The organism is Mesorhizobium sp. LCM 4576, from assembly GCF_001854815.1.
Classification (GTDB): domain Bacteria; phylum Pseudomonadota; class Alphaproteobacteria; order Rhizobiales; family Rhizobiaceae; genus Mesorhizobium; species Mesorhizobium plurifarium.
Map to the genome: position 1 here is coordinate 22,563 of NZ_MDDT01000020.1, position 22,355 is coordinate 44,917.

General features: G+C 64.5%; 20 protein-coding genes. 4 read left to right on the plus strand and 16 right to left on the minus strand.

Annotation, left to right across the window (positions count from 1 at the left end; genetic code table 11):
• Nucleotides 1-72: 72 nt before the first annotated feature.
• Nucleotides 73-1,206 carry a VWA domain-containing protein gene (locus LCM4576_RS11125; protein WP_071032158.1) on the plus strand — a complete coding sequence of 378 codons (1,134 nt, stop codon included), beginning with the start codon at nucleotides 73-75 and terminating at the stop codon, nucleotides 1,204-1,206.
• Nucleotides 1,206-2,093, plus strand: coding sequence for an amidohydrolase (locus LCM4576_RS11130; protein WP_071032159.1), 888 nt, complete (start codon nucleotides 1,206-1,208; stop codon nucleotides 2,091-2,093). The genes LCM4576_RS11125 and LCM4576_RS11130 overlap by 1 nt, the downstream gene beginning before the upstream one ends.
• A gap of 42 nt (nucleotides 2,094-2,135) precedes the next feature.
• Here the strand turns inward: LCM4576_RS11130 and LCM4576_RS11135 are convergent, their stop codons facing one another.
• From LCM4576_RS11135 to LCM4576_RS11160, 6 genes are all read right to left on the minus strand, one after another.
• Complete coding sequence (locus tag LCM4576_RS11135; RefSeq protein ID WP_071032160.1) at nucleotides 2,136-2,543, minus strand: carboxymuconolactone decarboxylase family protein; 408 nt, start codon at nucleotides 2,541-2,543, stop codon at nucleotides 2,136-2,138.
• A gap of 389 nt (nucleotides 2,544-2,932) precedes the next feature.
• Nucleotides 2,933-4,429, minus strand: coding sequence for a sugar ABC transporter ATP-binding protein (locus LCM4576_RS11140; RefSeq protein WP_071032161.1), 1,497 nt, complete (start codon nucleotides 4,427-4,429; stop codon nucleotides 2,933-2,935).
• Entirely contained in the window at nucleotides 4,429-5,478 is a 1,050-nt protein-coding gene (locus LCM4576_RS11145) for a hypothetical protein (RefSeq protein WP_071032162.1), read from the minus strand. The genes LCM4576_RS11140 and LCM4576_RS11145 overlap by 1 nt, the downstream gene beginning before the upstream one ends.
• Nucleotides 5,475-7,598, minus strand: coding sequence for an ABC transporter permease subunit (locus LCM4576_RS11150; RefSeq protein WP_071032163.1), 2,124 nt, complete (start codon nucleotides 7,596-7,598; stop codon nucleotides 5,475-5,477). Before LCM4576_RS11150 ends, LCM4576_RS11145 begins: the two co-directional genes overlap by 4 nt.
• A gap of 81 nt (nucleotides 7,599-7,679) precedes the next feature.
• Nucleotides 7,680-8,705: a sugar ABC transporter substrate-binding protein gene (locus LCM4576_RS11155; protein WP_071032164.1), complete on the minus strand. Its 1,026-nt coding sequence runs from the start codon at nucleotides 8,703-8,705 to the stop codon at nucleotides 7,680-7,682.
• An 88-nt stretch (nucleotides 8,706-8,793) separates the two neighbouring features.
• On the minus strand, nucleotides 8,794-9,780 hold the full coding sequence (locus LCM4576_RS11160) for an ABC transporter permease (protein ID WP_071032165.1): 987 nt from the start codon (nucleotides 9,778-9,780) through the stop codon (nucleotides 8,794-8,796).
• 517 nt (nucleotides 9,781-10,297) lie between these two features.
• On the opposite strand from LCM4576_RS11160, the gene LCM4576_RS11165 reads away from it, so the two are divergent.
• Complete coding sequence (locus tag LCM4576_RS11165) at nucleotides 10,298-11,299, plus strand: ornithine cyclodeaminase family protein (RefSeq protein ID WP_071032166.1); 1,002 nt, start codon at nucleotides 10,298-10,300, stop codon at nucleotides 11,297-11,299.
• Complete coding sequence (gene hutH / locus LCM4576_RS11170) at nucleotides 11,296-12,792, plus strand: histidine ammonia-lyase (RefSeq protein ID WP_071032167.1); 1,497 nt, start codon at nucleotides 11,296-11,298, stop codon at nucleotides 12,790-12,792. The genes LCM4576_RS11165 and hutH overlap by 4 nt, the downstream gene beginning before the upstream one ends.
• Before the next feature lie 6 nt (nucleotides 12,793-12,798).
• Here hutH and LCM4576_RS11175 read toward each other — a convergent pair whose 3' ends face one another.
• The 10 genes from LCM4576_RS11175 to LCM4576_RS11220 all read right to left on the minus strand — a co-directional run bounded on the left by LCM4576_RS11175 (nucleotide 12,799) and on the right by LCM4576_RS11220 (nucleotide 22,352).
• Nucleotides 12,799-13,602 carry a 3-methyl-2-oxobutanoate hydroxymethyltransferase gene (locus LCM4576_RS11175; RefSeq protein WP_071032168.1) on the minus strand — a complete coding sequence of 268 codons (804 nt, stop codon included), beginning with the start codon at nucleotides 13,600-13,602 and terminating at the stop codon, nucleotides 12,799-12,801.
• 28 nt (nucleotides 13,603-13,630) lie between these two features.
• Entirely contained in the window at nucleotides 13,631-13,945 is a 315-nt protein-coding gene (locus tag LCM4576_RS11180; protein WP_071032169.1) for a MocE family 2Fe-2S type ferredoxin, read from the minus strand.
• 40 nt (nucleotides 13,946-13,985) lie between these two features.
• A complete protein-coding gene (locus LCM4576_RS11185) occupies nucleotides 13,986-15,071 on the minus strand; it encodes a fatty acid desaturase family protein (RefSeq protein WP_071032235.1) in 1,086 nt (361 codons plus the stop codon).
• Between the two features lie 82 nt (nucleotides 15,072-15,153).
• Nucleotides 15,154-16,335 carry an aldose 1-epimerase family protein gene (locus tag LCM4576_RS11190; RefSeq protein ID WP_071032170.1) on the minus strand — a complete coding sequence of 394 codons (1,182 nt, stop codon included), beginning with the start codon at nucleotides 16,333-16,335 and terminating at the stop codon, nucleotides 15,154-15,156.
• Between the two features lie 4 nt (nucleotides 16,336-16,339).
• A complete protein-coding gene (locus tag LCM4576_RS11195) occupies nucleotides 16,340-17,113 on the minus strand; it encodes an ATP-binding cassette domain-containing protein (protein WP_071032171.1) in 774 nt (257 codons plus the stop codon).
• Between the two features lie 5 nt (nucleotides 17,114-17,118).
• Nucleotides 17,119-18,123 carry an ABC transporter permease gene (locus LCM4576_RS11200; protein WP_071032172.1) on the minus strand — a complete coding sequence of 335 codons (1,005 nt, stop codon included), beginning with the start codon at nucleotides 18,121-18,123 and terminating at the stop codon, nucleotides 17,119-17,121.
• A 62-nt stretch (nucleotides 18,124-18,185) separates the two neighbouring features.
• Nucleotides 18,186-19,130, minus strand: a complete 945-nt coding sequence (locus LCM4576_RS11205) for a substrate-binding domain-containing protein (protein WP_071032173.1) — start codon at nucleotides 19,128-19,130, stop codon at nucleotides 18,186-18,188.
• 69 nt (nucleotides 19,131-19,199) lie between these two features.
• Entirely contained in the window at nucleotides 19,200-20,114 is a 915-nt protein-coding gene (locus tag LCM4576_RS11210; RefSeq protein WP_071032174.1) for a sugar phosphate isomerase/epimerase, read from the minus strand.
• A 55-nt stretch (nucleotides 20,115-20,169) separates the two neighbouring features.
• Nucleotides 20,170-21,255, minus strand: a complete 1,086-nt coding sequence (locus tag LCM4576_RS11215; RefSeq protein ID WP_071032175.1) for a Gfo/Idh/MocA family protein — start codon at nucleotides 21,253-21,255, stop codon at nucleotides 20,170-20,172.
• 35 nt (nucleotides 21,256-21,290) lie between these two features.
• A complete protein-coding gene (locus tag LCM4576_RS11220; RefSeq protein ID WP_071032176.1) occupies nucleotides 21,291-22,352 on the minus strand; it encodes an ABC transporter ATP-binding protein in 1,062 nt (353 codons plus the stop codon).
• Nucleotides 22,353-22,355: the final 3 nt, after the last annotated feature.

Genomic DNA, 22,355 nt, shown 5'->3' on the forward strand with positions numbered 1-22,355 from the left:
CGGTGCGCCCAAGCTACCAATCTCCCCCCTGGTGGGGGAGATGTCCGGCAGGACAGAGGGGGGCGCGAAGGAATGAGGCGTCCGCAAAACCTGCGCCCTGCCGCCGCCGCTTTCCTCGGCTTCGCCCGTTTGCTCCGTGATCACGCTTTCGCCATCGCTCCAGAACAAATCGCCAGCTTCATGCAAGCGGTCACCCTGCTTGGTCCGCGCTCGATGACCGACATCCGCGAGGCGGCGCTCGCAACGCTCGCGCCCTCGCCCGATCGCCGCGGCGAATTCGAGGCGCATTTCCGCAGCTATTTCTACGGCGACGCCAAGCCCCCGATCGAAGGCGAAGAGGACGAAACCCGCGTCAAGGACGATCGCGGCACGCGCGAGGAAGAAAACCAGGTCGCTCGCCAGGAAAAAGGCGGCGAGCTCTCCTCGGCGCTTGAACAACTGAGCAGGCGCGATTTCCAGCGCGATGCCGACGGTCTCGGCCAGTTCCGCCGCAAGCTCGCGTCCGCCCTGCCCGCGCGCCGTTCCTTCCGCACTGCGCGCACCCGCTCGCGCGGCACGCTCGACCTCAGGCGCTCGCTGAGCGAAATCGTCAGCGCCGACGGCGACATCCCCTCGCCGCTGCTGCGCCGCCGGCAGGCCGTGCCGCGAAAGCTGCTCCTGCTTATCGACGTTTCCGGCTCGATGAAGCTGCACACTTCCGATTACCTCAAGCTGGCTCACGCGGCCGTGCAAGGCGCGGACCGTGCCGAAGTCTTCACCTTCGGCACACGCCTGACCCGCGTCACGTCCGCGCTGCGAATCCGCGACCGTGAGCAGGCACTTGCGCGCGCCGCAACGCTTGTCGACGATTGGGACGGCGGCACCCGCATGGGTCCGACCTTGCTCGCCTTCCTTGCGGTGCCACGCTTTTCYGCATTTGCGCGCGGCGCCTGCGTCGTCATCCTGTCCGACGGCCTGGAACGCGGCAGCCATACCGAACTGGAGATCGCGATGCGCCGCTTCAGCGCCCGCGCCTTCCGGCTGTCGCTGGCAACGCCCCTCGCCGGCGATCCGCGCTTTCGCCCAGCGACAGCCGCACTTCGCGCCGTCCTGCCGGTGCTCGACGACCTGGTCGATGGCTCATCGGTGGGGAGCCTGACCGATTTCATCCTGTCGCTCGCCCGCCCCGCTCCGGCGGCCGCTTCCATCTGGAAAAGGGTATCGTGATGCAGAAAGCCATCGACGCGCATTTCCACATCTGGCGCCAGAAGGACCAGCCCTGGCTGGTCGGGCCGATGGTGCCGCGCATCTTCGGCCCCTACGAGCCGATCCGCCGCGACTATCCGATCACGGAGTTCCTCGAGGACCAGCAGGGCTCGGGCGTCGAGAAGGCCGTCTACGTGCAGACCAACTGGGCCAAGGAGGATTTCGAAAAAGAGGTCGCCTTCCTGCAGAAGACCGCCGATGAGACCGGCTGGCCGCACGCCATTGTCGGCTATGCCGACATGACGGTCGACGACGTCCGACTGCAGATCGACCGGCTGATGAAATATCCCTTACTGCGCGGCGTGCGCATGCAACTGCACTGGCACCAGACGCCCGCTTTCCGCTTCGCCRCCTCGGCCGACCAGGTGATCGATCCGAAGGTTCGCGCCAATGTGGCGCGGCTGAAGGACTACAGCCTCTCCTTCGACCTGCAGCTCTTTCCCGCGCAGATGAAGGATGGACTGACGCTGGTCGGCGAAAACCCTCAGACGAATTTCATCCTCACCCACGCCGGCATGCTGACCGGCATGGAGCCGGAAACCACCGAAACGTGGAAGGCGGGTCTCCGCACGCTTTCGGCGGCACCCAATTTCTACGCTAAGCTCTCGGGACTCGRCACCTTCGTTCACCGCAACGACCCGGATCTCATCGCCTATATCGTCGACAACGCGATAGAAATCCTCGGCAGCGACCGGCTGATGTTCGGCTCGAACTTCCCGATCGAAAAGCTGTGGACCARCCACGCCAAGCTGATCAAGGCGCACCGCGCGGCAATCGCCAGGTACGGCGCCAAAGCAGAGGCAAACATCTTCTGGAACACGGCGGAGAAAGTGTATCGGCCGGCGTAGCGCGGATTCCCCTTCTCCCCTTGTGGAGGAAAAGCCGGCGCCTCACTTCACCTCGAACTGCGGATCGAGCGGGATCTGCATGGCGGTGACGAGATGATTGGTCTGGCCGGCCAGCCCAATGATCGACACAAGCTCGCCATGCTGCGCGTCTGTCATGCCCTTGGCCCGCGCGGCGGCCGTATGCGAATGGACGCAGTAGGAACAGCTGTTGGCGGTCGAGACAGCGATATAGATCATTTCCTTGGTCAGCGGGTCGATGGCGCTGTCRGCGACCATCACCGCCTTGAGCTGCTCCCACACCCGCTTCAGCGACGCCGGATCGTTGGCCAGCCCGCGCCAGAAATTGTTGACGAAGTCGGATTTCCGCGTAGCCCGGATATCGTCGAACACGGCCTTCACCGCCGGGATCTTTTCGACCTCGGCATCGCTGAGCAGTTTTGTGGTGGCCATGGTTTGGTCCTTTCGTTTGAATCGTTGAGGGAATTCGTTGAATCAAGCGTTGCGCATAGACGGCTAACCCGTTTGTCCGATTCAGTTTTTAGCTCAAGACAACACGCGGCCGCGAGGTTAGCCAAAGCGCCTCAGCATCGTCATTCTAGGGCGGAGCAAGGAGCGAAGCGACGCGCGCAGACCCTAGAATCCATTCCGTGACCTCGCGCGAAGGGCGCAGCCGAGCAGAATTCTGGGCCGTTGCGGCGCCTAAAAGTAACGGCATGGATCCTCGGGTCTGCGCGCGTCGCTTCGCTCCTTGCTCCGCCCGTAGATGACGAAATGACAGACGCCCCGGCTAATCTCCATGTATTCGATCCAACCGCGCGATCATCCGCCGTCGCCACACCCTAGTGCACCGCCGCATACATGATCTTCTCCTCTGTCGCCTCCGCCGGCGAAAACTCCTCGACGATGCGGCCCTGGCGGCAGACGAGAATCCGATCCGACAGGTTCATGATCTCCGGCAGGTAGGACGAGATGACGACGACGGCGAGGCCCTCGTCGGCCAGCCGGTTGATGATCTGGTGGATCTCGGCGATGGCGCCGACGTCGACGCCGCGCGTCGGCTCGTCGAAGATGACGATGCGCGGCTGCTGCACCAGGMCCTTGCCGATCACCACCTTCTGCTGGTTGCCGCCGGAAAGCTCGACCACGCGGGCATTGTCGTTGATCGCCTTGATGTTGAGTGTCTTCGTCCATTCGGCGGAAAGCTGCCGCATCTCCTGCTGGTTGATCACCCAAGCCTTTTCCCGGCCGGCGGCCAACAACCCGCCGAACAGGTTCTCGGCGATACCCATCGTCTCGAAGATGCCTTCGCTCTTGCGGTCCTCGGTGACATAGACGATGCCGTCGGCCACCGCTTCGCTTGGCACCAGGTAGCGCACCGGCTTGTCGTCCAATTCAATCGCGCCGCCGCGAAGGAAGTCGCGCTTGTAGATGCCCGAGACGATCTTGAAGGTCTCGGTGCGGCCCGACCCGATCAGGCCGAACACGCCGGTGATCTGGCCCTCGAAGATCGAGAACGAATTGTTGCGCACGATGTTGCTCATCGAGATGTCCTGCACCGAGAGCACCTTCTTGCCGGCCTTGCGCAATTTCGTCTCGTCGCGCTGGCGGTAGATCTGCCCCGTCAGCGAGCGRCCGACCATGGCGGCGACGATCCTGTCGCGATCAAAGGCCGATGTCTCGTCGGTGATCACCAGTTCGCCGTCGCGCAGGATGGTGATGCGGTCGGCGATCATCAGCGCCTCTTCCAGCGCATGGCTGATGAAGACGATCGACACGCCGCGCGCCTTAAGCCTCCGGATCAGCGCGAAGAAATGGCGCTTCTCCTCCGGCGTCAGCGTCGCCGTCGGTTCGTCGAAGATGATGATCTCGGCATTGTGGTGGACGGCGCGCGCGATCTCGACCATCTGCCGCTTGGCGGCGCCAAGCGTGGCCACCATCGCGTTCGGGTCGACCGGGAAGTTCAGCGACTGCAGGAATTGCTGCGCCGAGATGTAGGTGCCRCGCAGCCGGTTGAGGAATTTCTCCGTGCCGAGATAGAGGTTCTGCGCCACCGTCATCGACGGCACCAGGCTGGTCTCCTGGAACACCATGGCGATGCCCGCTTCAAGTGCTGCATGCGGCGAGGCGTAAGCCGTCTCGACGCCCTTGTGGAACATCCTGCCCGAAGTGGCGTCGACGACGCCGGCGATGATCTTGGTCAGCGTCGACTTGCCGGCGCCGTTTTCGCCGAGCAGGGCATGGATCTCGCCTTTCCTCAAATCGAACGTGACGTTCTTCACCGCCGGCACGCCGCGGTAGGTTTTCGTCACGTCCTCCAGACGAACGATCGGTTCCATCAGAAACCTCCCGTGATTGCGTCGAGCGCCAGCACGCAATCGCCGCCCTTCGAGCCGACGAACAGGCGGCCGTCCTTTTCCGCGACGCTGCAGATGCCGTGGCGCGTGCCGTTGGCGCGGCTGTGCAGGCTGAATTGCGGCTGCATGTCCCGGTCGAGCCTGACTACGAGCCCGTAGGAGCGGCTGGGCGACCACGGCTTGTGGATGCCCATGGTACGGATGCCGCCGCATTGCAGCGGCTCGAGGAAGCTGCGGTTGGAGGCCAGCGCCGGCGCGATCCAGTAGGCCGGCGGCACCTGGTCGATCATGTCCTGGCGATAATRCGTTTCCTGCAGCACGAATTCGATCAGCCGGTTGCGCGGCGCAAACAGCGTCAGCCACGCCCCGCCGTCGCCGGCCGGCGCCAGTCGCGACGGATAGCCGGGAAGATGCGTCAGCACCGTGGCGCGATTGCCGGTCGCGCTGAAGCGGACCAGCTGATGGCGCCAGCTCTCGCTGACCACCACATCACCGCCGGCAGGATAGAGCCCGTATGGGAAAGCGATGCCGTCGGCCGCCTTGCGAAAATCTCCGCCGGCCGGCCGCGCCCAAAGCGAGCCGGACGCGCCCTTCTTCATCAAGTCGGCCGCCCATTGCGACGGCGCGTGCTCACTGGAGCCATTGGCCAGCCACAGCGTGCCGTCATCCGCATAGGCGAGCGCCGTGATGCAGCGGATCCCGGCCGGCAGCGAAACCTCCTTGCCGGCAATGAGCAGCTTGCCGCTTTCCAATCCGACCGTGAGTTCGCCCGCTGGCGACAGCGCCAGCGCGGTGACGGAAGATTGAAAGGTCTCGACCACGATGGGCTCGGAACCGGCCGCAACAGTCAGGATGGCGTTGCCGCTGGAGACAAGCAGACGCCCGCCGGCCGCCAGCAGATTGTCCGGTTCCGTCAGTTCGGCGAAAGCAGGCAGGTCGTCCAGCCGCGTGTTGGGACGGAAGGCGCCGTCGAGCGGCGGTATGGTGACCGCCTTGCCGCGGAAGACATCCAGGATCGGATCGAGGATCATGGCTTCGCCCCCCAATAGGAAGCGGGGCTTGTCCAGTTCGGGTCCGCGCCGGCGATCTTGTAGCGCCCGATGCGGTTGTTGAGGATGCCGCCGACGAAAAGATAGCCCTTGTGCTCGCGCATCGAGGTCACCATCGGATGCGCGTTGCCGGAAAGATCGCCGAGCGTCTCGACGATGCCGCCCTTTTCGTTGAACTTCACCACGCCGCCGGTGTTGATGTTGGGAAACAGCCATTCGTCCTTCGGCAGGCGCCGCGTCATGCGTTTGCGCATGTCGGGATGGCGCAGCGACAGGTCGAAGCTCGGTGTCCGCATGCCGAGCCATGCCATCCAGTAATTGCCGTCCGACGCCCGGTTGATGTTATCGGGATAGCCCGGCATGTCGCGGATGACGCATTCGGCTGTGCCGGCCTTCGGCCCTTCCAGCCAGTAGCGGTGCACGCGGCAGGCCCAGCTTTCGGCGAAGAACAGCGACTTGCCGTCATGCGCCATGCAGACACCGTTGGTGTAGCGATAGCCGTCGAGCAGCGTCTTGGTCGAACCGTCCTTTGGGTCATAGACCAGAAGGCGACCGGTGGCGCGGTTCTCGATCGAGTCGAGCGCCCAATCGTGGGCGTCGTACCGCTTGGTGGAATCCGTGAAATAGATGCGGCCGTCGGGGGCTATGTCGCAATCGTTCGGGTCGCGCAGGCGCGCATCGTCGACGATCGAGGTCCAGGAGCGCGCCGTCTCGGCCGACAGCCGCTTCACATCCCGGTCCGGCGAGACGGAATAGAGCCCCATGGCGCCGACACAGCTGATCAGGTTGCCGTCCCGGTCGAAGRCCAAGCCCAGCGGAAAGCCGCCGATATGGGCAAAAACCTCGGAGCGCTTGTAGTCCGGCGCGAAGAAGCGGACGATCTCGCCATGGCGGGTGCCGCAATAGAGATGGTCGTCGCGGTCGAGGATGACGTCCTCGGGCCCTTCCAGCTCGCCCAGCCCGATATGGTCCGCGGCCGAGAGCCGATTGTCGAGTTCGTAGGATGTGYCGGAGCCGGGCGCRGCCGATTGCGTCTCGCCCATCTTGAGGTAGACCGGCGCGACATAGACCTCGTTCAGCACCTTATGGCGGTTCTTCAGCCAGCGGATGTCGATGGTGACGGCGACGGCCAGGAGGATGCCGAGCACCATCTGGTTGGTGCCGGTGCCGTAGCCCAGCCGAATCAGGCCGTTGGTCATGGTGAGCACGATGATCGCGCCCATCAGGCCCTTGACCACCGAGCCGCGTCCGCCGCCCAGGCTGACGCCRCCGACCACCGCCGCCGTCAGCGCCATGATTTCCAGATTGAGGCCGGTGCCCGGCCCTGCCCCGCTCAACCGGCAGGCGATGAGGAATCCGCCGATCGAGGCGCAGAAGCCGGAAAAGACATAGGTCATGAACACGGTGYGGCGCACCCGGATGCCGGCATTGTGCGCCGAGCGCCGGGAGCCGCCCACCGCCAGCACATGCCAGCCCGGCCGTGAGCGGGTCAGCGCGACATGCGTGACGATGGCAAGGATGATCGCCAGCCAGACCGAAACCGACAGGCCCCAGAACGTGCCGTCGCCGATGAAGTCGAGCACATCGGAGCTCGCTTGGGAAAGCTGCACGTCGGCGGCATAGGCAGTGACGAGGATGTCGAACAGCGCCCGCCCGAAGATGAAGGTGACCAGCGTGGTGAGGAAGGCGCGCAGCCTCAGATATCCGACCAGGTATCCGTTGATGGCGCCGAAGACGAGCCCGGCCGCAAGCGCCGCGGCCAGCGCCAGCCAGATGGATTGCTCGAGGATGAAGAAGACGTAGACGGCTGAGAAGCAAGACAGCGCGAAGATCGAACCGACCGAAAGGTCGATGCCGCCGCCCAGCATCACCACGGTCATGCCGATGACGACCAGCGAGAACTCGCCGAGCTGGCGGGTCGATTCCTGCAGCGAGGTGAGCTTGAAGAAGCCCGGAATGATCGAGCCGAACACGCCAAGCGTCGCCACCAGCGCCAGGAATGGGATGGCGTTGTCGGTCCAGCGTTTGGTCAGGATCTCGCCGACCAGATGGTCGGGCACGAGATTGTAGCGCCAGGCCTGGAGGCGTTCACGAAAAGTCATCGGCTACTGCTGTCACTCAATGGGAAAAGAGGTGGCCGGACCGATCCGGCCACCTCGTGGGATGCTCTCGGGCGGCGCGGCTTATTTCGCCGCCGCTTCGGCCTGCAGCGCCTTCAGGTCCCAGCAGCTGTCGGGCTTGAGATCGGCCTTGGTCGTCGCCTTCTCCAGCGTGTAGATGTAGGTGTGCGAGGTGCCGGCCGGCTGGCCGCTCTGCAGCAGGAACTTGATGATGGCGTTCATGTCGCCCGACTGGCGGGCAAGGTCGGTCATCACCACGGCGCCATAGGTGCCGTCCACGAGCTTGTCGCAATCGGCGGCCTTTTCGYCGCCGCCGGTGGTGACCAGGAACACCTTGCCGTCGAGCTTGGCGTCGCGGATCGCCGCCGAGGCGCCGGTGGCGTCGCCGTCCCAGAAGTCGATGATCGAGCAGATGTCGGGATGCTGCTGCAGCATCGTCGTCGTCACGTTGCGCGAGGTGGTCGCGTCCCAATTCGAATCCGGCTTTGCCACCACCTGGAAGTCGGGATGCTTCTCCAGCACTTTCATGATGCCGGCATACTGGTAGAGGCTGGACGAGTTCGCCTGGTCGCCCTGCACCAGCCCGATCTTCTTGGACGAATTCTCGCCGCAGCCCTTGATCGCCGCTTCGGCCTCGAGCTGGCCGAGCTTGTCCCAGTCGCTGCCGACAAATGCGTCGGCCGGGAAATTGGCCGGGTTGTCGACCAGCAGTACATAGGTGCCGGCGGCCTGCGCCTTCTTCATCAGCTTCGAATAGGAGTTGAGGTCCGGCGCGTGGATGATCAGAACATCAGGCCGGGTGTCGGAAGCGATCGCATCGGTGATCGCCTGCGCGCCGGCATCGACGACCCAGTTCGGGTCGCGGGTCTCGAACGTGCCGCCCCAGGCCTCCACCTCCTTCTTCAGGTAATGCGCCCAGCCCTGCGCCAGGTCGAAGCCCATCGCCAGCGGCACCAGCATGACGCGCTTGCCGTTGAGCGCCTTGGCATAGGCTGCGGGGCCCGGATCGTCGGCGGCAAAGCTCGGCGCCACGAAGGCGGTAACGGCGAGCGCCGTGGCGGCCGCCATCAATGTTCTGAGTAGTTTCATGTCACATCCTCTGGTTCGGTTTTCATTGCCGGCCGATCGTCGCGATCGCTCCGGGTACCCCCAGAGCAGATGGGCTGGCCCATCTGCTCTAAATGTCGCCTTGTTGCGCGGTCTGTTCGTCGCGCGGATTGRTGATGCCGTCGACGATGATGGCCCCGAGCAGGATCGCCGCCTTGATCAGGTTCTGGTAGAGCAACGGAATGTCTATGATGGTCATGGCGTTGAGCAGGATGCCGATCAGCGCCGCCCCCACCAGCACGTTGCGCACCCCGCCCCTGCCGCCCGAAAGGCCGATGCCGCCGATCACCGCCACCAGCACGATGTCGTAGAGCAGCGTCGAGTTGACGATGCGGGTGTTGATCGAATGCAGGCTGGCCGCCGTCAAAAGCCCGGCGATCAGGGCCACAAAAGCCGAGAGCACGTAGCGCAGCACCAGCATGGGCCGCACCGGAACGCCGATGTTGCGGGCGGCGACCGGATTGTCGCCGGCGAAATAGATGAAGCGGCCCCATTTGGTGTAGCGCAGGAACAGGAAGACCAGGAAGGCCAACCCGGCGAAGACGAACACCTCGACCGGAATATCGAGGAAGCGGACGCCGCCGAGCAGCTCGACCCAATGTCMCCCAGGCACCGGCACGGCATCCTGCGTGATCAGTTGCGAGCRCACATAGCCGAACACGAAGGAGCCGGTGGCCAAGGTCACGAAGATCGCCGGCACGTCGGCATAGGCGACGAGGAAGCCGTTGAGCAGGCCGATGGCTAAAACGCCCGCCAGCACATAGAGGAAGGCCAGCCCATCCGAGGTTCCGGTGTTGAGCAGTTGCAGATACCAGGCGACCGACATCGCCATGATCGCCACGGCCGACAGGTCGATGCCGCGGCCGATGATGACGACCGCCATGCCGAGCGCCAGAATGCCGAGCACCGAGACCGAACGGACGATGGCGACCAGATTGTCGGCGGTCAGGAACCCGGGCAGGCCCAGCGCAGCGGCGGYGAACAAAAGGATGGCGATGGCAAAGACGATGCCCTCCTGATTAAGGCGCCTCCAGTTCGGCCAGCCGATCGCATTCATCGCTTATGTCTTTCGCCCCGATGGCAAGGCCTTGGCGGCCCCCATCCCGCACGAAAGCTAATCGGCTCAACAGCGGCTCGTCAAATGAATCCGCGTTCAAGACCCGCGCCTCTCCGACTATTTTCCGAGTGGACGCATCGATTGCCGTAACTGGCGCAATAGGCGGAAACTCTTGCGCTTTTTGGCAATACGTTGCCGCGATCGCGCGGCCGGCGGAAGAGCCTGTTCGACGTCGGCGGAGCCGACGCAATTTAACTCCGCGAAATACGCCCGGCGCGACGTCATTCGTTCGTGGAATGACTTGAAACTTCGGCCCGGATATCGGCCGGCAGAACCCGGAGAGGCATCGCCGCCGCGCGGAATTTGCGGGTTGGGACACGGCTACGTTGTCGGGAATGTTGGTCATGACGCTTTGGTTGAATAGCGTAAGGCCGAACCAGCTCAGAGCTTATCCAACAAACTTTCGTGTCGCCTCGCCGCCTGTTATGGAAGAGCGCGGGCCGGCCGAGGGAGATGCATGAAGCCCATCTATATCGACTACCTCAATGCTCTCGACATCGAGGCACTTGCCATGACCGACGCCGAGATCATCGGCGCCGTCGAAGCCGGTCTCATCGCCCAGGGCAATGGCCGGACCGTTATCGAGCCGCGCGTCCATCTCGAGYCGGATCCCTCCTTCCGCGGCCATTTCAACGTCCTGCGCGGCTATGTGGCGCCGCTCGACGCCGCCGGCGTGAAGATCGTCGGCGACTATGTCGACAACTACATGCATGGCCTGCCGTCGGAATTCGGCATCCTCAATCTTTTTGATCCGCGCACCGGCGCGCCGCGCGCCATCCTCGACGCCACCGTCATCACCGACATGCGCACAGGCGCCGTCACCGCCATCGGCGCCAAGCATCTGGCGAAGAAGTCGTCAAAGGTGCTCGGCCATATCGGCGCGCGCGGCACCGCCTACTGGAACGTGCGCCTGCTCGACCATCTCTTCGATTTCGACGAGATCCGCGTCCACTCACGCCGGCCCGAAAGCCGCGATAGCTTTGTCGCGAGGCTGGCCGCCGACCTCGGCAAGCCGGTCATGGCCGTGGCTGACTGGAAAAGCTGCGTCGAAGGCGCAGACATCGTCGTCGAAGCCTCGCGGCTGCCGGAACCGCAGCCGTTGCTCAAGACCGAATGGATCAAGCGCGGCGCGCTGGTCGTGCCCTACGGCACGATGAGCGCGGTCGAGCTGTCGCTTACCGACATCATGCAGAAGATTGTCGTCGACGACTGGGGCCAGTGCAAGGGCGGCAAATTCGGCTCGCTGCGCGCCCATGTCGAGACGGGGCGGCTTAGCGAGGCGACGCTGCACGCCGAACTCGGCCAGATCGCCGCCGGCCTCAAGCCAGGCCGGCAAAGCGATGGCGAGACGATCCTGTTCTGGCATCGCGGCCTCTCGCTCTCCGACATCGCGCTCGGCAAGGCCATGCTCGCCAAGGCCGGCGAAAACGGCATCGGCCAGAGGCTGCGCTTCGCATGAGCCCGCTCGTTCTCACCGGCGCCGGCGTCAGCATCGAGGATGTGGTTGCGGTCGCACGCAACGCCTGCAAGGTCGAGGTCACGCCGGCTGTCCTCGAAAAGCTCGACAAGGCTCGCCAGATCCTCGATGCCGCCGCGGCCGGCGGGCAACAGATCTACGGGCTGAACAGGGGCCTCGGCGCCAATCTCGTCACCGCGGTAGAAGGCGACGCGAGCGCCTTCCAGCGCCAGCTGATCGAAGGCCGCAGCGCCGCGGTCGGCGAGGTCCTGCCCGTGCCGGTGGTGCGTGCGGCGATGTTCGCCCGCCTTGCGATGCTCGCCGCCGGCGGCTCGGGCCTGTCGCCGCGCGTGTTCACGGCACTGGTCGAAGCGCTCAATGCCGGCGTGCATCCCGTGATGCCGTCGCTGGGCTCGATCGGCGCCGGTGACCTTCTGCTGATGACGGCGATCGCCCGCGTGCTGATCGGCGACGGCGAAGCCGAGTATCAGGGCCGCCGCATGCCTGCCGCCAAGGCGCTGATGATGGCGCGGCTTGCGCCCGTCACACTCTCGCCGAAGGACGGCCTATCGCTGATCAACGCCTCGGCGGTTTCCACCGGGACCGGAGCGCTGGCGCTCACCGATGCACTGTCGGCGCTCGACCAGCAGCAGCAGGCCGGCGCGCTGACGATGGAAGGCATCGGCGCCAACCGCACCATCCTCGACCCGCGCCAGCACCAGGCGCGCCCGGGCGCCTGCCAGCAGCTTGCGGCGAAGGCCCTGCGTGACCTGCTGGCGCGCGATGAAGCGCCGGCGCCGACCACCATCCAGGACCCTCTGTCGATCCGCTGCATGCCCTCGATCCACGGCGCGCTGATCCAGGCGATCGACCATGCCAGGCTTGCCGTCGAGATCGAGCTCAACGCCGCCGCCGACAATCCGCTTGTGCTGGCCGAGGACGAGCTGGTCATGTCGACCGGCAACTTCCACACTGCGTCGCTGTCGCTCGCCTTCGAGACGCTCGGCCTGGCGATCGCGCAATGCGCGGCGGCGTCCGCCGCGCGCTTCGTCCAACTCACCGGCTCGACCCGCCACGGCCTGCCGAAATACCTCTCGCCGGTTGGCGGCGCTTCTRCCGGCTTCGTTCCGCTGCAGAAGACGGTGACGGCGATCCTGGCCGCGATCCGTCACAAGGCCAATCCGGTGATGCTCGATTTCCTGCCGGTGTCCGAGGGCGTCGAGGATCACGCCACGCAGACGCCGCTCGCCGTCGCCAAATGCGCCGAGATGATCGTGCTGTGGCGGCGGCTGATCGCCTTCGAGCTGATGGCTGCGGCGCAGGCCGTCGATTTGCGCGAGGGACTGACGCTCGCGCCGGCCACGGGCGCGATCCACGCGGCCGTGCGCTCGCATGTGGCGATGCTCAAGGAAGACAGGCCGCTCGGCATCGACGCCGAAGCCCTTTATGCCGCTCTCGTCAGCGGAATTTGGCAAAGCCCACCGGCAACCGGTTGAAAATATTCAGGGCTTTGCATCCACCTTCTTCATGAAGAGGGTGAGCTCGTCCGGATCCATGTGCACGATGTGCCTGTCTTCCGGATAGGCGCCGCTGTTGACGTCGGCGACATATTCGGAAAACGCCGCGATGCGCTCCTGCTGCAGCCGGYCATATTCGGCGGCGAAGTTGYGGTAGACCTTCGAATGGCGCGGCATGTGACCGCGATTGGCGCCGAGAATATCCTCGGCGAACAGATATTGCGCGTCGCAGCCGGTRCCCGCGCCCATCGACAGCATGATCAGCGAAGTGCGCTCGGAGATCGCCTTCGCCACCTCCACCGGCACTACCTCGATCTCGGCGCCGATCGCGCCGGCAGCCTCCAGTTGCTTGACCGCGTCGAACACCTGCATGGCGGTGTCCGCGGTCTTGCCGACCGCCTTGAAGCCRCCGGTCCAGGTCGCGCGGGAAGGAATGAGGCCTACGTGACCAATCACCGGGATGGCGTCGTCGGCCATGCGCTTGATCGTCGCGTAGCCGGCGCTGCAATAGACGGCGTCGGCGCCGGCCTTGTAGAGCCGGAACGACCAGCGCACGAAATCGTCCGCCGTGCCGATCTCGAAGAAGTTCTCGCCCGGCATGGTGAAAAGGCTGGGCGCGGCATCGCGGTATTGCGGGTTGAGCACCAGTTCYGGCGGCACCGAGACGATGTCCACCCCTGCCCGCTCGGCGGCCTCGGCTTCCTCCAGAGTCAGCACGCGCAGCATTGTAAGCTGCCGCTTGCCCTTCATGGCGCGCAGATCGGCAACGGTCGGTCTCTTTCGGCTCATCGGTACATCCTGTTTTGTCTGGCGGCTTTCAGCCGATATCGATCATCACCTTACCGGCCTCGACCCTGACCGGATAGGTCTTGAGGTTGACGCAGACGGGCGCGCCCTTGGCCTCGCCGGTCTTGTAGTTGAACCGGCCATTGTGCTTGGGGCATTCGATGATGTCGTCCATCACCAGCCCGTCGGCGAGATGGGCCTTTTCATGCGTGCAGTACCCGTCGGTAGCGAAGAAGCCATCGTCCGGCGAGCGGTAGATCGCGAAGGTGCGGCCGCCATGATCGAAGCGGATCACATCCTCCTCGTCCACGTCGTCCACCGCGCATGCTTCGATCCACTCCGCCATCGTCCTTCTCCGGCCTTTCTTTTGGATTGCCGCGCGACGCCTATTCGGCGGCCGCGGCCGTTATGTCGAGATCATGGAATTCGCCGCGATAKGGCTTGGCCGTCGGCGGCAATTCACGCTTGAGATAATAGTCCTCATATTTCAGCTGCCTGAGCAGCACCGGCCAGACCTCGCGATAGGCATGCCACATCGACGGGTTCGCCACCGGCAGATCGTGCTTGATCAGTTCATGTAGCTTCGGCAGCGCGTGGTAGGGGACCATCGGGAACATGTGGTGCTCGACATGGTAGTTCATGTTCCAGTAGATGAACCGGCTGATCGGATTCATATAGACGGTGCGGGTGTTCAGCCGGTGATCGGTGACGTTGTCGGCGAGCCCGATATGCTGCAAAAGCCCCGTCAGCACCATGTGCCAGGTGCCGTAGAGGCGCGGCAGGCCGATCAGCACCAGCGGTATCCATGATTTAAGCGCGATCGCGACAGCGATCGTCGCGACGTATACCGCCATGTGCCAGCGCGCCGCGGTCACCGCCTTGTGCTGCTCCATCTCTGGGATGTAGCTCTTCTCGTCGTCCGACAATGTGCCGAAGGCCTGGCGCACCAGCGTCGGCAGCGAATAGCGGAAGTCGAGGATGCCGGTGAAAGCCAAAGCCGCCTTGATGAGGTCCGGCGGCCGCATCACCGCGATCTCGGCGTCGCGGCCGACGATGATGGTGTCGGTGTGGTGGCGCGCATGGCTCCAGCGCCATTGCACCGGGTTGCGCATCAGCATGAACGAGGCGATGTGATAGACGACGTCGTTCATCCAGCGCGTGCGGAAGGCGGTGCCGTGGCCGCATTCATGCCAGCGCGAGTCGCTCGACGAGCCGTAGAGCACGCCGTAGACGAACAGGAACGGCACGATCCACCAGCTGCCCCAGAACCAGATGATGCCGGCCGCCGAGCCTAGGATCGCGGCGATCCAGATGATGGTGTCGCGGATCGCCGGCCCGTCGGAGCGCTGCATCAATTCCTTCATGGTCTTGCGCGCCACGTCGGTGTGGTACCACTCGGCCGACGCAAGTCCGGTCTCGATCGCCCGGCGCGTGCTTTCGCCGACAAGGCTGTAGTCGCGCTTCTTCGCCATCGTCACATCGGCCTCCAATCTTCACTGAGCGCTGGCAATCCGGTCCGCCGGCCGGAGGGCTTGCTATGGATAAATGTCGCGCTCATGCCCTGCCCGCCAGTCTTGGGAAATTGCCGGAGGGCTGAGGATAATCCTGCTCGGGCTGGCGGGCGATGGCCGCGATCCTTCGTTCCGCATCGGCAATCGCATCCTTGCCGTCGAGGACGCGGAACACCGCGTCATAGGCGCGGGTCTCGCCATGCTCCAGCCAGATCATCTCGCCGCGCTCGCGCGCGGCTAGATTGCCGAGCACATGGTGCGTCGAGGGCTCGATGCCAAGCGCATACTGCCCAGCCTCGAAATTCTGCCACTCATAGCAGCAGGGCAGTTGGTCCTTGCGGGTGACGACCTCGAAGCCGAGGCCAAGCCGGTCGTTGACGACGGCGACCGGCACCTCGCCCTTGCTGTCGGCGCCCATCTCATGCTGCCAGACCTGCTCGCTGAAGCCCAATTGCGGCGCCGGCACCGTGCGGTAGCCAACCTTCTGCGCTTCGTAGCGCTCGCCGGCATGCGCGGCCCAGACCACGTCGCGGATCGGCGCCAGATAGCGCGAGCCTTCGTCGAGCAGCGGATGCCCGACATTGACATGGTAGAAATACATATGCGGCGTGCGGTGGAAGCCGTGGTTGACGACGCGGTCCGAGAGCCGGATCTCGCTGCCGCCGACATCGGCCTCGATGCGGCGGATGAGATGCAGGTCCTCGCCGAACACGCTCGCCTGCTGGACGATCCCTTCCGCCCATAAGACGCAGCGGTCGCCGTCCCAGCTTTCGCCATAGCCGGAGAGCCGCGCCGGAATGGTGYCGATGCGCCCGTGCAGCGAATGCGTCACGGTCTTGCGTCCGGGATAATTGTAGTTTTCGGCCGGCACCTCGTTGCGGCCGAGAATATGGTCGAGGCCGCAGGTGACCAGCAGTCCGGAAAAGGACCGCCCCCAGGCGAAGCCGTCCTCGCCTTCATAGTCATGCAGGCCGGGGTTGCGGAAACCGCTCGGCGAATGCCAGCCGATCGCCTGGCCCTTGTACTCGCAATCGGCGATGTCGAGCGCGCGATCGACCAGCACGGTGAAGCGCAGCCCAGAGCCCGTCCGGAATTCGAGCATGYGGATGCCGCGCTCGACGCCGTCGCCGAGTGTCATCAGCCGCACCCCGGCGAATTGCGACAGCATGCCGGAGCGTTCGGCGACCTGCYGGCGCGAAAGCGTCTGACCGTAGAGCTTCACCATGCCGTCACTGCGCCCTTTTCATCAGGGCCGAAAGGTCGGCGCCGGTTATCAGGCTTTCCACGGTCAACAGGTCGGTGTCGGCGACGGTCTGCTCGGCGACGATCTCGCCGCGGCGCATGACGATGATGCGGTCGGCGACCTCGAAGACATGGTGGATGTTGTGGGTGATCAAGAGCACCGAATGCCCGGCCTCGCGCATCTCCTTGACGAAGCGCAGCACGCCATGCGTCTCCTCGACGCCGAGATTGTTGGTCGGCTCGTCGAGGATGATCACCTTGGCGGCGAACTGCATGGCGCGCGAGATGGCGATCGACTGCCGCTCGCCGCCTGACAGCGTCGAGACCAGGGCGTCGGCGTCGAGCTTCTTGGAGATGCCGACGCGCTTCAGCAACGCCGAGGCCRCGTCGCGCAATTTGGCGAGGTCGAGCGGCGCGAAGACGCCCAGCCATTTGAGATTGACCGGCTCGCGGCCGAGGAACAGGTTGCGCGCAATGCTGAGGTCGGGCGCAAGCGATGTGTCCTGATGGATGGTCTCGATGCCGAGGTCCATCGCCTCGCGCGTCGAGCGGATCGAGACCTTCTCGCCGCGGACATAGATATCGCCGCGATCGATCGGGAAGACGCCCGAGATCGCCTTGATCAGGGTCGACTTGCCGGCGCCGTTGTCGCCGAGCAGCGCCACCACCTCGCCTTCCTTGAGCGTCAGCGAGGCATTCTTCAGCGCGCGCACGCTGCCGAAGGATTTTTGCAGGTTCTGCAGCCGGAGCACTTCCTGCATCGTCGTCAGCTCCTTGCGGCGTTTTTCTGCAGCAAAGCGTGCAGGATGAGCATGGCGAGGATGATGACCCCGACGAAGATGTTGTAGGCGAGCCCGGGCACGCCGACGAGCACGATGCCGTTGCGGATCGCGCGCAGCATCAGCGCGCCGACGATGGTGCCGAGAATCGTGCCGCGCCCGCCCGTCAGCGCCGTGCCGCCGACCACGACCATGGCGATCACCTCGAGCTCATAGCCGGTTCCCGCCACCGGCGAGGCCGCCGAGATGCGGAAAGYGCTGATCATGCCGGCGAGACCGGCGAGCACGGAGGTCGCGATGAACAGCCAGATCTTGACCGCATCGGCCGGCACGCCGCGCGCCACCGCCGCGTTGCGGTTGGAGCCGATGGCGCTGATCCAGTTGCCGAGCTTCGCATAGCGCAGCACATAGACCGCAAGCAGCGAGAGCCCGATGAACCACCAGAGCGAGGTGTAGAAGCGGAAAGCGCCGATATTGAAGCTGCCGGCGAGCAGCGTCACGAAGAAGCCGGGCTGGTCCCAGGACTTCAGCGGAAAGCCCTGCGTGATGTAGAGCGCGGCGCCGCGCACGATGAGCAGCATCGATAGCGTCACCAGGAAGGAGGAGATGCCGATCTTGGTGACGATCACGCCATTGATCGCGCCGATCGCGATGCAGAGCAGCAGCCCTGCGAGCAGCGCCACGCCGATATCGACCCCGGTATTCTGCACCAGCAGCATCACCATCACCGGCGCCAGGCCGAACACCGCGCCGACCGACAGGTCGAATTCGCCGGCGGTCAGAAGCAGCGTCATGCCGAGCGCGATAATGCCGAGCTCCGGCAGGAACGCCATCATGTTGGAGATGTTGAGCGGCGACAGGAAATTGCCGTCGGCGACCGCGAACACCACCAGAAGCACGACGAGGATGACGAAGGAGGAGAATTGCGGCGAGCGCATCAGGCTCGACCTRCCTTTCGCGCGCCCCGCGCCATCTTCCGCTGTAACTGTCATGACTTGCTGAACCATGCTTTTCTGCATGGCGCCCGACGCTCGMGCGACGGGCGCCAGTTCTCTCACTTCTTGTCGTAGAGCTTCAGGATCGGCTCGACGCTGGAGGCGTCATAGAGGCCGAATGTGTGGATGTCGTAGCCGATCGGTTCGCCCGAAGCGGCGAGCCCGAGCAGCGCGACCGGCATGAAGCCTTGCGCCGAGGGGTATTGCCAGGCGGCGGCGTTGACGAACCCGTCCTTGACCGCCTGCGCCGTCTCCTTCGAATTGCCCCAGCCGACGACCGGGATCTTGCCGGCCGGGATGCCGGCGCCGTCGAACACCCGCTTGACGCTCGCCGCCACGGAATCGCCCAGCGCGATGATCGCCGGCGGATTGTTGGCGACCATGTAGTCGGTCATCTTGGCGATGATGCCGGCCGGATCGGTGCCGCAATCGACCACGTCATATTTGATGCCGAGCGGATCGAAGACGCTGGCGATGCCTTCCGTCTCGAGCTGCTGGTAGCTGGCGCCGGGCACCTCGACCGGCAGGAACACCTTGGCGCCCTGCTTCACCATCTTATGGTCGACGAGATATTTCGCCCAGATCGCGCCGGCTTCCCTGAGGTCGGCGCCGACATAGGCCTGGCGTCCGGTGGCCGGGTCGTCCGTGTTGAAGAACACGATCGGGATGCCGGCAGCCTTGGCGGCCTTGACCTCCTCGGTCCACAAGCCCGGTTGCGCCGAGGTGGTGGCGATGCCGTCCGGCTTGGCGGCAAGCGCCGAATTGAAAGCTTCCTTCTGCGCCGCCATATCGCCGCCGCTGAAGGAGATCTTGCAGGTCACCTTGAGCTGGTCACAGGCCTTCGTGGCGCCGGCGTTCCAGTCGATCCAGAACGCGTCGGACGGGCCGCCATGCGACAAGAGATAGAACGTCTTCTGGCCATCCGCGGCCTGCGCCGCCGAGCCGAACGCGACGCCCGCGAACACGGCCGCCGCGGCCGCCAGCTTCAATCCGAATTTCAACATCTCGTTTCCTCCACTCCCTATCTTGCGAATGCGGGCGCCGCCCCCGAAACGGGGCGGCGCCCGGCGATCTTAGAGGCCGTTGGCGCGCAGCTTCCCGTCGAGGAACTTCTTGGCGCGTGGCACGTCGTCTTCCGACAGATGCTCGATGATCATCGGGATGTTCGGATGCTTTTCGGCGAGACGCTGGAGGTAGAGGTCGTAGTTCAGCGAGCCGAGGCCCGGAGCCGGTAGCTCGATCTCGCCGACACCGCGGAAGGTGTGGCTTTCCATCGCGTCCGCATCGCCGATATCGGCATGCTTCTCGGACTTGTCGTCGCCGGAACGCTTCACGTCCTTGGCGTGCGCTATTTTGATCTTGTCGGTCAGCGTGTCGAAGACCTGGTTCAGGATCTGGTCCATCCGGTCGATGTTGTGGGTCTCGAAATAGTTGGTCGGGTCCATCAGCAGGCCGAGGCCGGGGTGGTCGACCTGCGCGAACATCTTCACCGTCTCCTCGACCGAGCCGACGACGTTGTTGACATAGGTTTCGAGCAGGAACACCGCGCCGTGGTCGTAAGCCGTCTGGGCAAGGTCGGCGATCACCTTGCGGCACTCTTCAAAACCTTCTTCGGTCTTGTTCTTCGGGTGATGCACCCAGTCGGACTCGGTGTTGTAGGTGCCGGTCTCCGAGATCACGTAAGGYGAGCCGAAATGGCGCGCGTTGCGGATGATCTCCTTGAGATAGYCGACGCGCTTCTCGCGCTCCGCCTTGTCCGGGTGGATGATGTTCGTATAGCCCGACACGYAGCAGACCGGCAGGTTGTGGTCGCGGAAGGTGTCGCGCACCTTCTTCGCCTTGTCCTTGGTGATCTGGCCGGCCGACAGATCGATATCCTTGAAGTGCAGATCGAGCTGCACCGTGTTGAAACCAAGCCCGCGGATCTTCTTCGCCGTCTCCTCGAGGCCGTACGGGAAATAGCCCGTGAAAATACCTGCCTGCATCATGGTGTGAATTCCTCCCTGTAAGCGATTCAGTTGTCTGGTGTTTCGGTTGCGGTGATCAGATAGAGATTTCGGAAAGCTTGACCGTGCGGCCCGCCGCCATCGAGCGATAGCCTGCCTCGACCAGCGCCATGGTCTTGACGTTGTCTGCGACGGAGAGCGCCGGCGGCGTACCGGTCTTCACCGCGTGCTGGAGCTGCTCCATCACGCCGATGAAGGCATGCGGGAACCACATCGTCTCCCAGCTCGGGCTCATCCACTCGCCGCCAGTCGTCTCGGCCGAAGCGTAGGTCAGCGTCGAGGCCGCACCGGTCGGCCAGCCGATCGTGCCCTTGGCGACGCCCTTGGTGCCGTCGACGCGCCAGTTGATGTGCTGGTCGTCCTTGTAGCCCTCCTGGCGGGGGCCGGACCAAACGTCCTCCAGCGACACCGCAAGCACGCCCGACGGGAAGCGCAGTGTCGACACGGTGATGCCGTCGGAATGGTCGAACCGAGTGCGCGGGTCCTTGCGCGTCAGCGTCGTGATCTCGTCGGGATCGCCGAACAGGAAGCGCAGCACGTCGAGGTGGTGCACGCTCATATTGGCTAGCGTCAGCCGGTCGTAACCTTGAAGGAAGGTCTGCCAATGCGGGATCGCATGCATGTCGATCTGCGCGAAGACGATGTCGCCGAGCGCGCCGCTGTCGATGATCTGTTTCAGGACACGCATCGACTGGTCGTAGCGCATGTTCTGGTTGACCGAGAGGATCTTGCCGGACTTCGCCGCTTCGTCGCGGAGCTTGACGGCTTCCTCGACCGACAGCGCCAGCGGCTTCTGCGCCAGGATCGCCTTGATGTGCTTCTGCTTCAGCGCATGGCGGATCAGCGCCGGCTGCTGGTCCGGCGGAAAGGCCAGATCGATGATCTCGACGCTGGGATCCTCGATCAGCTGTTCCGGCGTGTCGTGAACGGTCGCAATGCCCCAGCGCGTCGCCACCTTCTCGGCATTCGCCTTGGTGCGGGAGGCGATCGCTACCACCGGGAAACCGGCTTCCTTGTAGGCCGCCAGATGGCACTCGGCCATGATCATGCCGGCGCCGACGCAACCGATCCGGTATTCCCTGGTGCGAACCTTGACGTCCGGCTCGAAGCCTTTTTCTGCCATCACTTCCTCCCGAAATTCTGTCCTTGCGGCCGCCGTCACAGCGCGCCTCCGTCCTGGTCGAAATAATGCACGCGACCCGGCTCGCAGGATATCGCCACCATCGCATCCGGCCTGATGTCGGRCTGGCCGCGCAGCAATGCTCTCAGCCGCGCCTGCCCGGCTTCTATGGTCACCACGGTGTAGCCGCCGAGCGGCTCGACCCCGAACACCCGCGCCGGGCGGCCGTCCTTCGTCCCGTTGTCCGTCCAGGGCCGGACCTTGATGTCCTCGGGCCTGAGTCCGATCTCGATCGCCTCGGCCGGCGCTTTGTCATCGGCGATGCGGATTGCGCCCTCGGCCGCTTCGATCGCACCCGCACCGCGCACCGACGGCAGGATGTTCATCATCGGCGAGCCGAGCATGCGCGCTACATAGGCGCTTGCCGGACGGTCGTAGATCTCCGCCGGCGCGCCGATCTGACGGATCCGGCCGTTTTCGAGGATGGCCATGCGGTCGGCGACCGACATCGCCTCTTCCTGGTCGTGCGTGACATAGATCAGCGTCTTGCCGAGCTCGCGCTGGATGCGCTTCAGCTCGACGCGCGTCTCCTCGCGCAGCCTGGCATCGAGCGCCGAGATCGGATCGTCCATCAGATAGGCGGCCGGGTCGCGCACCAGGGCGCGCGCGATCGCCACGCGCTGCCGCTCGCCGCCGGAAAGCTGCGCCGGCGGCTTGTGCAGGATATGGCCGATGTGAAGTTTTGTGGCGACGTCCGCCAGCCGCTTCTCGATCTCGGCTTCCGCCACTTTCCGCTCGACCAGCGGGAAGCGGACATTGTCGCGCGCGCTCATATGCGGGAACAGCGCCAGGTTCTGGAACACCATGGCGACGTTGCGTTCGGCCGGCGAGACGCTGTTGACCGGCTTGCCGCCGATCAGGATCTCGCCCTGATCCGGGGCTTCCAGGCCGAGCACAAGGCGCAGGATCGTCGACTTGCCCGACAGCGGCGGGCCGAAGAAGCAGAAGAACTCGTTGTCGTTGACGGTGAAGGAAGCATCGTCGACGGCAAGCGTGTTGCCGTAGCGTTTGGTGACATTGCGGAAAACGATATCGGCCATGGC

Bases quoted from the DNA above. Each gene is read 5' to 3' on its own strand.
- LCM4576_RS11180 (WP_071032169.1), bottom strand. From the start codon at position 13,945: ATGGCGGAGTGGATCGAAGCATGCGCGGTGGACGACGTGGACGAGGAG.
- LCM4576_RS11205 (WP_071032173.1), bottom strand. From the start codon at position 19,130: ATGTTGAAATTCGGATTGAAGCTGGCGGCCGCGGCGGCCGTGTTCGCG.
- LCM4576_RS11215 (WP_071032175.1), bottom strand. From the start codon at position 21,255: ATGGCAGAAAAAGGCTTCGAGCCGGACGTCAAGGTTCGCACCAGGGAA.